Raw genomic sequence first — 12511 nt, 5'->3', positions numbered from 1 at the left:
GTAAGGCGCGGTTTGCCGCGGGCAGGTGTCGGAAAACTTGACACCTGACGCCTTCCCGCATGCGGCTCACGAGAAAACGCCTTTCCGATCAAAGGGTTCAGGATTTGGCCCGGGCTTTGCTTGGGCAATATTCGCGCGTGTCGGGATGGGCCCGGCCACGCCATACAGGGGATGGACCAAGATGCGTTTGACCGCTCCCGTTCTCGGCCTTGCCGTCGCCGTCGGCGTCGGCGGTGCCGCCAGCGCCGCCACCGTGTTCCCGCCGTTCACGCCCGGCATGCCGGTCAACCAGGTGCTGAGCCTGGTCGGCGGGTCGCCGGCCATCGAGGCGATCTTCCTCTATTCCGACGCCGCCGATCGCTCGATCCTCAGCGGGCCGGCGGGTGCGCTGTTCACCAACAACAACCCGGGAGCTGACGCCCCCGGCACCATCAAGTCTTTTGCCTTCGCCGGCGGCCCGATCGCCTTCAAGCTCGAGAACACGACGTCGGGGGAGACCTATTATACCGACGTGCTCGATGCTGACGGCAACGGGCACGCGGTGCGGGTGACCGGCACGACCAGCTTGGCCACCATCGAGTCCGTCCTCGGCCTCACGCCGGGCGCGATTTCAGGCCAGCCCGGTGTTGCCACCGCGTGGTCGAACTTCGTGGCCGCCGCCGGCTCCGCCCCGATCATCGTCATCGCCTGGGAGGACCGCAAGCTGAATGACCCCACCGGCCAAGGGGTGGACTGGGACTACAACGACCTGATCTTCGCCTTTGCCGGCATCGTACCGGCCCCCGAGCCCGCGTCGCTCGCGCTGCTCGGCGCGGGCCTCTTGGGCCTCGGTTTCGCCGCCCGTCGCCGCCGCGACGCCTGAGGCGGGTACCCGCCCCGCCGCCGACGGGAGGGGTCGACACGCAGGGGAGCGGACGGCACGGCGCCGTCCGCAAGGAGCCGGGCCGGGAGGGCGACCTCCCGGCCCTTTTCCATGCCGCCGCCCTTCGCGGTGAGCGGCGTGCAACCCAAGGACGTGTCGGAAAATTTGACAGGTCGGACCGGTGGGGACGATCGTGGCCAGGGAAAGGGCGGATTTCCTCCATTGGTACCAATTTTGCGACGTGTGCGACGGCGTCGGCGCATTCGTGCGCCGCACCGCAAGGAGGAACAACCGATGCGTGTCCCTGTCCGACTGATCGCCGCCATCCTGGGCCTCGGTGCCGGTCTTGCCACCGGGCCGGCCACCGCCTCGCTGAGCCAGCTCAACGCGAAGTGGTTCGTGCTGCCCTTCGGCAGCTCGGTGCAGCCCGGCCAGACCCAGCATGTCGACGTCCAGGTGAGCATCACCGGGACGGTGACGGGCCTGGTGAACGCCACCCTCGGCCCGAACGGCTTGCCGGTCCGGTCCTCCGCCTCCGCGTCCGCTCCGGCGACATCGGCCGCCAACATCCTCGACGTCGATAGCAACGGCCAAATCCTGTGGTGGACTGCCGGTACGCGGACGGCGACGCGGGGCAGCACCACTTTCACCTACACGGTGCAGACCGACACCTTCTGGCCGAGCATCGTCACCCTGCCGTTCAGCCAGCCGAGCAACCTCTTCCCCGGTGGTGCGTCGTCCAACGCCGACGGTTTCCTCGCCGGGCACCTGTTCGGCGAGTTCGACCTTCCATCCCCGGGCTCGATCACCCTGACCCTCGGCGCCGACGACGATGCCTGGGTGTTCATCAACGGCGAACTGAAGGTCGATCTCGGCGGGGTGAAGGGGCTCACCCCGGCACCGATCACGGTCGCCGGGCTTCCCGCCGGCACCAACCGGATCGACGTCTTCTTCGCCGACCGCCACCTCGTGCAGTCGGGGCTGGTGTTCGGCGCCGACGTGACCTTCCGCCCGATCGAGGTGGCCGAGCCCGCTTCGCTCGCGCTGCTCGGTGCCGGGCTGCTGGGTCTCGGTTTCGCCGCCCGCCGCCGCCGCGACGCCTGAGGCGGGTACCCGCCCCGCCGCCGACGGGAGGGGTCGACACGCAGGGGAGCGGACGGCACGGCGCCGTCCGCAAGGAGCCGGGTCGGGCGGGCGACCTCCCGGCCCGTCGCCCGTCCACCCCTCAGCCCTCCGCCAGCACCCCGGCCGGGTCGACCACCCGCTGTTCCGCAAGGCGCCTCCGGTCGATGCCCCGGAACGCGCGGTGCGGCACCAGGAACGCCACCACCGCCGCCCGCGCCGTCGCGAGCAGCCGGGCCTGGTCGGGGGCGGCGGCGATCAGGAACCAGGGGTCGAGCGGGATGCAATGCCCACCCACGCCGGCACCGGGGCGCAGGATCGCCACCCGCGGCTGGTGGTTGGCGAGCGCGATCGCCTGCCAGACATCCACCCCGAGACGCTCGCAGAGGGCGGCGAGCTCGTTGGCGAAGGCGATGTTGACGTCGCGAAACGCGTTCTCGGCGAGCTTGACCAACTCCGCCGTGCGGCAGTCGGTAACGATCAGGGCCCCCTCGACGAAGCACGCATAAGGGGCGCGGGCCTGCTCGGCGCAGGCCGGGGTGAGCCCGCCGACCATGCGGTCGTCGGCGACGAGCCCGTCGAGATCGGGTTCGCGGAACGGAGGCTTGCCGTCGTTCACCCGCGCGACGACGCGGGGTCGCTGTCGCAGCCGATCACCGTACAACCGCGCGCGGCGAGCATCGCCGCCGCCGGCAGGCCGACATGGCCGAGCCCGACCACGCAGACCCGGCTCATGTGCCCATCCAGTCCCCGATCTCCGCCGCGATCCGCTCCGCCGCCCGTCCGTCGCCCTAGGGAAAGACCGGGCGCGCCGCCATCGCGTAGGCCGCGTCGTCGTCGAGCAGCCGCTCGGCCTCGGTGAGGATCCGCCAGGGGTCGGTGCCGACCAGGCGCACCACCCCGGTCGCCAGTGCCTCCGGCCGTTCGGTGACGTCGCGCAGCACGCGCACGGGACGCCCGAGGGCGGGCGCCTCCTCCTGGATGCCCCCCGAGCCGGTGATGATCAGGGTGGCGCGCTGCATCAGCGCAACCATTTGCGCGTAGCCCAACGGCTCGACCAGGCGGATGCCGGGTGTGCCGGCGAGCGTGGCGGTCACTGGGCGGCGAACCGCCGGGTTCGGGTGCAGTGGCCAGACGATCTCGACGTCGCCGCGGTCGGCGAGGGCGGCTAGCCCGCGGCAGATGCCGGCAAGCCCCGCGCCGAAACTCTCCCGCCGATGCGCGGTGACCAGGACGAGACGCCGGGAGGGGGCGAGGTCCGGCAGGGCGCGAGCCACCGCCGCGCGCAAGGCGGGCTCGGTCTCCGGACGCTGCGCCGCTGCGAGCAGGGCATCGATGCCGGTGTTGCCGGTCACCGCGATGCGTCCGCGCCGTACGGCCTCCCGGCGGAGGTTCTCCGCCGCGTCCGCGGTCGGCGCGGGGGGGCGCCCGGACCGACAGTCGTGCAAGGGAGGGGCCCGAAGCCGACCGCGTCTCAGCCGCGCCACATGCGGCAGAGCACGGCCCGGCCCTGCCGCTGGTGCAGCAGCGCGGCCGCGGCATGGCCCGGCACGAGCACGGCCAGCGCGAGATGGATGGGGCGAAGCACGCGGTACAGGGCCGCGCACGGCGCGCGCACGTGCGGCAAACAGCCTGAGCACCGAAGACGGACAGGCGATGGAGCCGACGCGTTCGTCGATCCGGTAGATCGGGGCGGCGGCGGGACCGGGCGGCAAGTCCAGAACCGCGAGAGCGGCGAACAGGCCGCGTCGCGGCAGGAGGTGCTGGGTCGGCGGCTCCGCGTGATCCCTCAGTCCGGCCATCGAGCACGGGGGAGGGGACGCGGGGACGCGAAGGGGGCCTTACCGAGCCGCGTCGCGCGCCGCGATCGCCAGGGCGCGGCCAGCGCGATTCTCGAACAGCACGAACCAGGCGGGCGGGGGTGGGACATCCGCCGGGGCGGGGATGAGCCGCCCGTCGGGCCCCGTCGGCAGCAGGATCAATCGCACCGCGTCGCCGAGATTGCCGCCGATCGCCTCGACCACGCCTTCGCGCACGCCGACCACGACGTCGCAGTGCATCGGCACCGGACGGCCGGCTTCGGCGGCGCGATCCTGAGGCCGGGCGTAGCGGCCGCGCGCGGCACCGCGGGTCGCGCACAGGAGGTCGCCCGGCTGCGGCGGGCGGGCGCTCGGGGCGTGGGGGGCGAAGGGGGCGCGGCCGGGAAAGCGGGTCTCGCGCGCGATCAGATGATCGACCAGAACCCAGTGCGCCTCGGCCGAGGGCGCATCCGTCGCGTCGTATCCGGCGGCGCGGAGGAGGAAGGAGAGGAAGGCGGCACTCCAGGGCACGTCCGTCCAGGGCGCGGCGTCCGGTGTCCCACCCCCTTGCAGGACGCGAAGCCGGGCGCGATTGCGGGCCAGCGTCGCCTCCCGCCCCGGCACCGCCGACCAGTAAGCGACGAGAGCGGGGAAGGCCTCCTCCTCCTCCTCGGTCCGCGGGGCCTGGGCGGGAGCGCCGGCCACGCTTCCCGTATGGTCGGTGAACTGCCGTCCCCATTCCTCCCATTCGGCGAGTGCGATCCGCACCAGCCGTTCGCGGGCCGAGGCCGGGTAGAGGATGGGCGGCTCCTCCAGCGCGGGCGGTGGGGCTGCGCAGGCGGCGACGGCCAAGGCCACCGTGATGCCGCAGAGGCGTGCGACCCTCCACGAGATCGTCAAGCGCACCAGAGTCAAGGGCACCACGAGACGCATCAGAAGGGTTCGGGAGATCCCATGGTTGCCAGGGTGACGCGTGTCCTCGCCCTTTGCGTCATGCCGGTGGTTCTACTCGTGTCCGCGTGCGTGCAGGCGCCCGGCACGCCACCGGAGCGCGGTCTCGTCTACGGCGACCTGTTCGGGGTTGCGATCACCACCGACCCGGTGGCGACCTCGGTCGCCTCCGCCTCGTACTACCTGCGCTCTCCCGGCGCCCTGACCGCGCGACCGGCGCTGGCCGCCCAGGTCGTCGCGCAATATGAGTTCGCCGCCCTTGAGCTCGAGGGCCTCCGTTTCGTCGGCGTCAATCCTCTGAGCCAGATCCTGATGCGGCAGGGCCGCGCGGAGTTGCGGGCGATCCTCGGCGTGCGGCCGGACGCGCCGCCGGAGGCGGTGATCCGCTCCCTCGTTGCCGCGGCGGGGGCGCTGGCGCGCCAGGATCGCGCCGCGGCGGAGGCGGCGATCGCCCCGACGGTGTTCGTCAAGCCCCCGGCCGAGGTGCTCGTGCTTCTCGACGACATGCCGGCGGCGGTCCAGGCGGGCCGTGCCGCCGCCTTCGCCGAGGCGCAATTGAACCGGCCCGACGGCTCCCACCGCCGTTTCCATTTCTGAAGGGCCGCTCACCGCACCTCCTCGCCCGGGTAAACCCCCCACATCGCCGCCCGCGGCAGGAAGCCTCGTCGTCCCTGCACCTCGACCTCGCACCAGGCGGAGGAGGCCGCGCAGCGTCGGATGGTGCCGAGCACGCCGGCCCCGACGCGGGCGACGGCGGCTGAGCGTTCTGAGGCGTCGCGATGCAGGGTGTGCGTGCCGGCCCGCACGATGAAGGTGCGGCGGCCCGACAGCCGCGCCTGCTGCACCCAGCCCTCGACCCCGTCCATGTCGCGCACGCGTCGCCAAGTGTCGGACTCGTGCAGGATCTCCACCGGGATCCCGGCCCGCTGATAGGTCCACTCGATGGGGAAGCGGGTGCCCGGCCCGGCGCGGAGATTGATCTCCGATCGCCCGAGGCTCGCGAAGCGCGGCAGCGGCAGCCCCGTCACGGGGCCGCGGGTGAAGGTTGGCGGGGCGGCCGGCGGGGCAGCGGCGCCCGGCGGGGGCGGCGGCAGTGGCACGGCCGGGGAGGGGGCGGGGGCGGCGCGCTCCGCCGGCCAGGGGGGAGGGAGCGGTAAGGCGGCCGTTCGCCGGCTTTCCGCCATCGCTGGTTGTGACAACACGACCAGAACGAGCAGGACCGGCAGCATGGCGTTCCTCTGCCAAGCCGCGCCGCGCCGTGTCAAAGCGTGATGATCTGCCCGCCCTCGGTCTCGGCGAGGAAGGTGACCACGCCGGCGACCTCGCCGTTCAGTCCGGGGTCGAGCTGCTCCGCCCGCAGCCCTTCCGCCTTCAGCCCGGCCTCGCAGACGATCAGCCGCACGCCGAGCTCGCCCGCGGAGGAGAGGAGTTCGGCAAACCCCGCCACCCCCTTCTCGCGCAACCAGGCGTCGCGGGCGAGCGCCCCCTTCGGCCCGCCGATGCCCACCGCTTCCAGCGCCGCCCAGCCCGGCGTGCCGTCGGCGGCGGGACCGAGGAAGGCACGGCAGCCGCCGGCGGTGGCGAACAGGACGACCGGCCGGCCGACCGAGGCGGCGGCGGTGGCGAGCACGAGGGCGTAATGGGCGCGCTCGTAGGTGCCGGAGATGAGCAGGATCCCGAGGGGCACCGGGCCGGTCTGGGTCGGCAGGGCGGGCAGGGGAAGATCGAACAGGCTCATGCCGGACAGGCGGGTTCACGGAGGGTGGCGTGGGCCGAGAGGTCGCGGATGGTGGCGTTTGCGCCGCACAGCGCGCAGGCGGGGTCGCGCTTGAGCCGAACCGTGCGGAAGGCGGCAGCGAGCGCATCCCACAGCAGGAGCCGCCCGGAGAGGCCCTCGCCGATGCCCAGCAGTTCCTTCAGCGCCTCCGTCGCCTGCAGGGCGCCGAGCACGCCGGTGACGGCGCCGAACACCCCGGCTTCGGCGCAGGTGGGAACGAGCCCGGGCGGCGGCGGCGCGGGGTGGAGGCAGCGGTAGCAGGGGTGCGGCGGGCCGAGATGCGACTTGAAGGTGGAGAGTTGGCCTTCGAAGCGCAGCACGGCGGCGGAGACGAGCGTGCGGCCCGCGAGGTGGCAGGCATCCGCAACCAGGAACCGGGTGGCGAAATTGTCCGACCCATCAAGCACCAGGTCGTAGCGGGAGACGAGATCGAGCGCATTGGATGCATCGAGGCGCGCCCGGTGCGGCTCGACCCTCACGTCGGGGTTGAGGGCGGTGAGGCGCGCCGCCGCACTTTCCACCTTCGGCCGCCCCAGCGCGGCGGTGTCGTGCACGATCTGCCGCTGCAGGTTGGAGAGATCGACCACGTCGTCGTCGATCACCCCGATCGTGCCGACACCGGCGGCGGCAAGGTAGAGGAGGGCGGGAGAGCCCAAGCCCCCGGCACCGACGACGAGCACGCGCGAAGCCAGAAGCCGCGCCTGGCCGACCCCGCCGATCTCGGGCAGCAGGATGTGACGGGCGTAGCGCCGGATCTGGTCCTCTGAGAAGTCCATCGCGGGCGAGAGATGGCCACGGATCCCGCCCGCCGTCACCCCCCGCCCGGCCCTCACATCAGGACCGGCCGGCGAGCAGGGGGGCGAGCACGTCGGTCACCCCGTTGATCAGAATCTGGACCCCCACCGCGAGCAGGAGGAAGGCGGCGAGCCGGGTGAGCACGCGGGTTCCGGTGGCACCCAGGCGACGGGCGATGGCCGGGGCGTAAGCGTAGGCGAGCAGGATGGTGACCGCCATCGCCAGGCAGGCGAGGGTGGTGCCGAGGGCGAAGGAGGCGAGAAGCGTTGGGTCGCGCGGGCGGGTGGCGCCGAAGGCGATGCAGACGGCGATGGTGCCGGGGCCGGTGGTGAACGGGAGCGTGAGCGGAAAGAACGCCGCCTCGTCGCCGATCGTGCGCGCGGTGGCCTCGTCGCGCTTGCGCTCCTCCCGCTGTTCCGGTGCCGAAAGGAGATTGAACGCCCAGAGGGAGAGCACGAGGCCGCCTGCGATGCGCACGGCGGCGAGGCTGATGCCGAACAGGGACAGGATGGCGGAGCCGGCCCAGGTCGCGACCAGCATGACGATCAGCGAGTAGAGCGCGACGCGGCGGGCGAGGCGGGCGGCGAGCGTCCGCTCCGCCCCGGCCGTCGCCTCGTTGAAGATGAAGGCGCCTGCGATCGGGTTCACGATCGAGAAGAGCGCCGGATAGACGAGCAGGAAGGTCTCCAGCGCCTGCCGGCTGAACAGCGTGGTGTCGAGCACGGGCGGTCGCCTCGCTCACCGCCTCGACCGCCCCGCCCGCAGGTCAGCGCGCGGTCACGCCGACCAGCCTGCCGATGGTGTCGTTCCACATGCGGATGCACTCACCGCCGCAGCGGCGGGCGAATTCGGGCAACACCGCCTCCGCGAAGGCGCGCTTGCGCAGGGCCTCGTCGGCCGGCGTGAGGGGAACGAGCCGCATGGAGGCAGGCTGGCCCTCCGGGCAAGGCCCGGTGCCGGTGTTGCAGGCAATGCCGATCTCGGTCTCGCTTTTGGCTTGTTCGAAGATCGCCTCCTCCATCTTGCGCAGCTCGCGCTCCAGCAACTCGCGCACGCGCGCATCGAGCCCGTTCCAGAAACGCAGATTGGCGAGATGGCCGACGACGGCGAAGTTGACCGGCAGAGGCGAGAGGAAGCGTGCCGCCTCGTGCCAGCGCGCGCGGTAGCCCGAGAGAGCGCCGGTGATGCCGCAATCGACCACGCCGGAAGCCAGCGCCGGCTGCACCTCGGCGAAGGCGATGTTGACGGGAGAGGCGCCGATGAACTGCACGAAGGCCTGTTGCGAGGCGCCTGAGGCGCGGATTTTGCGGCCCCTCAGGTCGCTGATCTGAGTGAAGGCGTCGCGGCAGTAGATGAGCTGCGCCTGATAGGTGCCGAACCCCAGGAGCTTGATGCCGTGGCGCTGTTCCAGGAATTGCGCGTAGGGGCCGCGGATCGCATCGAGCCCGCGCTTCAGTTCCTCGACCGAACCGAACAGGCCGACGAGATCGGCCGCCTCGTTGATCGGCACCTCGCCCGAGTTGTAGTTCAGCACCGTCGAGGCGAAGGGCAGCGTGCCCTGGCTGACCAGGCGGAAGATTTCCGGCCCGCGGAAGCCGAGTTCGGTGAAGGGGCGGAGCTGGACCCGGATCGCGCCGCCCGAGACCTCGGGAATGGTCCGCGTCCAGAACGGCACCTCGATGTTCTGGTACATCGAGAGCGTGCCGATGGTGCCGACCACGTTGAACTCGGTGCGCGGCAGGGGCGGGGCCTGTTGGGCGAGTGCCGGTGCCGCGAGGGCGGCGGCGAGCAGTCCGGCGGCGAAGTGTTTCATCCGTCGTCTCCCTTTCGTTGCGGAGGGGATCATGGCCTCGGGGCGAGGAGGGAGGGAAGCCACAGCGCAAGCCCCGGAACGGCGATCAGCAAGAGGACGAGGGCGAGCATGGCGGCGACGAAGGGAAGCGCCCCCAGTGCGACCTCGGCGAAGCGGCCCGACCGCCGCACCGCCTGCACGACGTAGAGATTGAGGCCCACGGGCGGCGTGATCAGCGCAGCCTCGATCAGCACCACGAACACCACACCCCACCAGATCGGCGAAAACCCCAAGGCCTTCACCACCGGCACCACGATCGGCGTGGTCGCGATCATCATCGACAGCGTCTCCATCACGCACCCCAGGAGGAGGTAGAAGACGACGATGGCGAGGATCATCGCGGTCGGCGGCCAGCCGAGGCCCAGCACGAGGTCGGTCACGGCGCGGATCAGCCCGATCGAGACCATCACCATGTTGAGGAAGAAGGCGGCGATCACGATCAGCATGATCATGCCCGTGCTGCGCGCCGTACCCTCGAAGGCGGCGGCGAGCACGGGCCAGGTGAGGCGGTGGTTCAGCGCGACGAGGCCCAAGGTGGCGGTGAGCCCGAGCGCGGCCGCCTCCGTCGGGGTGGCGATGCCGGCATAGATCGAGCCGACGACGAGCAGGAACAGCACCAGCGGCGGCACGAGGTGGATCAGCCCCGAGAGGCGCGCGCGCCAGAGCCCTTGCGGATCCGCTGGCGGCCCGTCGAGCCCGGGACGGAGGAGACAGAGCACGAGCACGGTGAGCGAGAAGAGGAGCGCGAGCAGGATGCCGGGGATCAGGCCCGCGGCGTAGAGGCTGATCACCGAGGTGTCGGACAGAACCGCATAAAGGATCATGTTGATGGAGGGCGGGATGAGGATGCCCAGCGTGCCGCCGGCCGCGATCGAGCCGAGGAAGAGCGGGGGAGAGTAGCCGCCGCGCGCCATGTTCGGGATCGCCACCGTGCCGATGGTGGCGGCGGTGGCGACCGAGGAGCCGGAGGTGGCGGCGAAGATGGCGGAGGCCGCGATGTTGGTGTGCATCAGCCGGCCGGGGATTCGTGCGAACCAGGGGGCGAGCGCATCGAACAGGCGCTCGGAAATGCCCGAGCGGTGCATCAGCTCGCCCATCATGATGAACATCGGGAGCGCAACGAGCAGGAAGTCGTGCGAGGCGTTCCAGGCGAGCTCGCCGAGGGCGCCGGTGAGTGGGAGGAAGGCGTAGCGTTCGGAGAGGATGTAGCCGAGCAGGCCGAGCGCGGCGGCGACCGGAATGCCGGTGCCGATCAGCGCGACGAGCAGCAACGCCGTGGTGCCGATCATGGCGCGCGATCGTTCGCGGGTTTGGGGAGCGGTGTGCCCGCTTCCGCGATCTCCTCCTCGACGCGGGTGGGGCCGATCAGGCGATCGAAGGACGCCGCGTCGCGCGCGACGAGGGCGCGCAGCGCGAGGATGGGGGTGAGGAGGGCGACGATGGCGAGCCAGGCGAGCCCTGCCCACCACAGCGCCTGCGGCAGCCACAGCGGGGTGCGCAGGGTGGCGACGGAGCGCGCGTCGATCGACCAGGAGTAGGCGAGGGTGCCGAAGGCGAACCAGGCCAGCGCAGCGGCGACGATGGCGAAGGCCAGGGCGGCGACGAGATCGAGCCCTCGCCGCAGCGCGGTCGGCAGGCGTTCGAGCAGGATGTCGACCCGGATGTTGCCCTTGGACGTCACCGTCCAGGCGGCGCCGAGGCCGATCGCCACCGCCAGCGCGTAGCCGGAGAGTTCGAAACTCTCGACCATGCCGCGGCGAAAGATGGCACGCGTGACGACGTCGACGGTGATCAGCAGGCCGCAGCCCGCCAGGATGATCGCACCCGATGCCCAGGCGAGCACGCGCGTCACGCGGCGCACCGCCTCTTCCAAGCCTCTCCCGCTCACGCGCCCCCCGCCCGGATGTCGGGGCGCATTTCAGGCTTGCGCGGTACCGGCGGCAAGGGGGCTCAGACCTCGAGCAGCAGCCGCTCCGGGTCTTCGACCGCTTCCTTGATCCGCACCAGCGTGCTCACCGCCTCGCGTCCGTCGATGATGCGGTGGTCGTAGGAGAGGGCGACGTACATCATCGGCCTGATCTCGACCTTGCCGCCGATCGCGACGGGGCGGTCCTCGATCTTGTGCATGCCGAGGATCGCCGATTGCGGCGGGTTGAGGATGGGGGTGGACATCAGGCTGCCGAAGACGCCGCCGTTGGTGATGGAGAACGTTCCGCCTGCCATCTCCTCCAGGGTCAGCGTGCCGTCGCGCGCCTTGCGGCCGAACTCGGCGATGGCGCGTTCGATCTCGGCGATCGACAGCGTCTCGGCATTGCGCAGCACCGGAACGACGAGGCCGGCGGGGCCGGAGACCGCGATGCCGATGTCCATGTAGTGATGATAGACGATGTCCTCGCCGTCGATCATCGCGTTGACGGCGGGGAACTCGCGCAGGGCGGCGACACAGGCCTTGACGAAGAAGCCCATGAAGCCGAGGCGCACGCCGTGCTTCTTCTCGAAGGCCTCGCGATACCTGGCGCGCAAGGCGATCACCGCCGACATGTCGATCTCGTTGAAGGTGGTGAGGATGGCGGCGGTGTTCTGCGCCTCCTTCAGCCGCCGCGCGATGGTGGCGCGCAGCCGCGTCATGCGCACGCGCTCGGTGCGCCGTTCGCCGCCGATGGGTTTTGCTGGCGGAGCGGTCTTCGGGGCGGCGGCCGGTTCGGGCTTCGGCGTTGCGGACGGGGCAGCAGGGGCGGCAGTGGGCGCGATGGGGGCAGCCGGTGCCGGTTGCGCCTTCGCCGCACCGCCCTCGATCACCTTCAGCACGTCGCCCTTGGTGATCTGGCCGTGCTTGCCGCTGCCCGGCACGTCGGCGGGCGTGAGCGCGTGCTCCGCCATCAGCCGGGCGGCGGCGGGAAGAGGCGGGCGGTCGGATCCGCTTGCGGGTGTTGCCGGCTGCGGTGCGGTCGGCGCCGGCGGGGGGGATGAGGCGGGTTGGGCTGCGGTCGTCGCCTCCCCCGCGGCGAGGGTGCCGACGACCGTTCCGGGTGCGACCTCATCGCCCTCCTTGGCGAGGATCGCTTCCAGCCGGCCGGCGGCCGGGGCCGGCACCTCGACCGTGACCTTGTCGGTCTCGAGCTCGACCAGGGGTTCATCCGCCGCGACGGCGTCGCCCGGCTTCTTCATCCAGCGCGCGATGGTGGCGGTGGCGACACTTTCGCCCAAGGAGGGGACGACGATGTCGAGCGGCATGGTTCACTCCCCGCTTTGGCTCGCGGCCGTTTTTGAAGCCCGCGGTGACGGAAAAGGCAACCGGGGCGTCCGCCGAGGCGGATAACGCAGCGAGGCCCTGAGAAGCTGTTCGCCCGTCA

16 protein-coding genes are annotated in these 12511 nt (G+C 71.6%); 3 read left to right on the top strand and 13 right to left on the bottom strand.

Annotated features, from left to right (window positions below; all coding sequences use genetic code 11):
* Positions 1–181: 181 nt before the first annotated feature.
* Both DWB05_RS06665 and DWB05_RS06660 read left to right on the top strand, forming a co-directional pair.
* On the top strand, positions 182–862 hold the full coding sequence (locus DWB05_RS06665; protein ID WP_232818419.1) for a PEP-CTERM sorting domain-containing protein: 681 nt from the start codon (positions 182–184) through the stop codon (positions 860–862).
* 294 nt (positions 863–1156) lie between these two features.
* The gene (locus DWB05_RS06660; protein WP_114376213.1) at positions 1157–1966 is read left to right on the top strand and encodes a PEP-CTERM sorting domain-containing protein; all 810 of its coding nucleotides are present in this window, start codon (positions 1157–1159) and stop codon (positions 1964–1966) included.
* Positions 1967–2087: 121 nt separating this feature from the next.
* Here the strand turns inward: DWB05_RS06660 and DWB05_RS15190 are convergent, their stop codons facing one another.
* The 5 genes from DWB05_RS15190 to DWB05_RS06640 form a co-directional block, all read right to left on the bottom strand.
* A complete protein-coding gene (locus tag DWB05_RS15190) occupies positions 2088–2603 on the bottom strand; it encodes a nucleotide sugar dehydrogenase (RefSeq protein ID WP_198669063.1) in 516 nt (171 codons plus the stop codon).
* Positions 2600–2719 carry a hypothetical protein gene (locus DWB05_RS06650; protein ID WP_114376211.1) on the bottom strand — a complete coding sequence of 40 codons (120 nt, stop codon included), beginning with the start codon at positions 2717–2719 and terminating at the stop codon, positions 2600–2602. Before DWB05_RS06650 ends, DWB05_RS15190 begins: the two co-directional genes overlap by 4 nt.
* A 56-nt stretch (positions 2720–2775) precedes the next feature.
* A complete protein-coding gene (locus DWB05_RS14645) occupies positions 2776–3471 on the bottom strand; it encodes a UDP-N-acetyl glucosamine 2-epimerase (RefSeq protein WP_232818418.1) in 696 nt (231 codons plus the stop codon).
* Positions 3459–3602 carry a hypothetical protein gene (locus DWB05_RS14640; RefSeq protein WP_157967109.1) on the bottom strand — a complete coding sequence of 48 codons (144 nt, stop codon included), beginning with the start codon at positions 3600–3602 and terminating at the stop codon, positions 3459–3461. Before DWB05_RS14640 ends, DWB05_RS14645 begins: the two co-directional genes overlap by 13 nt.
* 223 nt (positions 3603–3825) lie before the next feature.
* A complete protein-coding gene (locus DWB05_RS06640; RefSeq protein ID WP_114376207.1) occupies positions 3826–4716 on the bottom strand; it encodes a DUF2272 domain-containing protein in 891 nt (296 codons plus the stop codon).
* A 33-nt stretch (positions 4717–4749) separates the two neighbouring features.
* Here DWB05_RS06640 and DWB05_RS06635 point away from each other — a divergent pair, with 33 nt between their 5' ends.
* Positions 4750–5331 carry a hypothetical protein gene (locus DWB05_RS06635; protein WP_157967108.1) on the top strand — a complete coding sequence of 194 codons (582 nt, stop codon included), beginning with the start codon at positions 4750–4752 and terminating at the stop codon, positions 5329–5331.
* Positions 5332–5339: 8 nt separating this feature from the next.
* Here DWB05_RS06635 and DWB05_RS06630 read toward each other — a convergent pair whose 3' ends face one another.
* The 8 genes from DWB05_RS06630 to odhB form a co-directional block, all read right to left on the bottom strand.
* Positions 5340–5963, bottom strand: coding sequence for an SH3 domain-containing protein (locus DWB05_RS06630; protein WP_114376203.1), 624 nt, complete (start codon positions 5961–5963; stop codon positions 5340–5342).
* Positions 5964–5995: 32 nt separating this feature from the next.
* Positions 5996–6472, bottom strand: coding sequence for a DsrE family protein (locus tag DWB05_RS06625; RefSeq protein ID WP_114376201.1), 477 nt, complete (start codon positions 6470–6472; stop codon positions 5996–5998).
* On the bottom strand, positions 6469–7287 hold the full coding sequence (locus DWB05_RS06620; RefSeq protein ID WP_114376199.1) for a HesA/MoeB/ThiF family protein: 819 nt from the start codon (positions 7285–7287) through the stop codon (positions 6469–6471). The genes DWB05_RS06625 and DWB05_RS06620 overlap by 4 nt, the downstream gene beginning before the upstream one ends.
* A 58-nt stretch (positions 7288–7345) precedes the next feature.
* Positions 7346–8029, bottom strand: coding sequence for a MarC family protein (locus DWB05_RS06615; protein ID WP_232818417.1), 684 nt, complete (start codon positions 8027–8029; stop codon positions 7346–7348).
* Between the two features lie 43 nt (positions 8030–8072).
* Positions 8073–9119 carry a TRAP transporter substrate-binding protein gene (locus DWB05_RS06610; RefSeq protein WP_157967107.1) on the bottom strand — a complete coding sequence of 349 codons (1047 nt, stop codon included), beginning with the start codon at positions 9117–9119 and terminating at the stop codon, positions 8073–8075.
* Positions 9120–9148: 29 nt separating this feature from the next.
* Positions 9149–10447, bottom strand: coding sequence for a TRAP transporter large permease (locus DWB05_RS06605; RefSeq protein WP_114376194.1), 1299 nt, complete (start codon positions 10445–10447; stop codon positions 9149–9151).
* Entirely contained in the window at positions 10444–11046 is a 603-nt protein-coding gene (locus tag DWB05_RS06600; RefSeq protein WP_114376192.1) for a TRAP transporter small permease subunit, read from the bottom strand. The genes DWB05_RS06605 and DWB05_RS06600 overlap by 4 nt, the downstream gene beginning before the upstream one ends.
* Positions 11047–11108: 62 nt before the next feature.
* A complete protein-coding gene (gene odhB / locus DWB05_RS06595; RefSeq protein WP_114376190.1) occupies positions 11109–12392 on the bottom strand; it encodes a 2-oxoglutarate dehydrogenase complex dihydrolipoyllysine-residue succinyltransferase in 1284 nt (427 codons plus the stop codon).
* Positions 12393–12511 lie beyond the last annotated feature (119 nt).

The sequence above is a fragment of the Elioraea thermophila (ex Habib et al. 2022) genome (genome assembly GCF_003336755.1).
In the GTDB taxonomy this organism is placed as follows: domain Bacteria; phylum Pseudomonadota; class Alphaproteobacteria; order Acetobacterales; family Acetobacteraceae; genus Elioraea; species Elioraea thermophila.
Note: the sequence above shows the minus strand (reverse complement) of the source record. Positions and strands in the feature narration are given on the sequence as shown.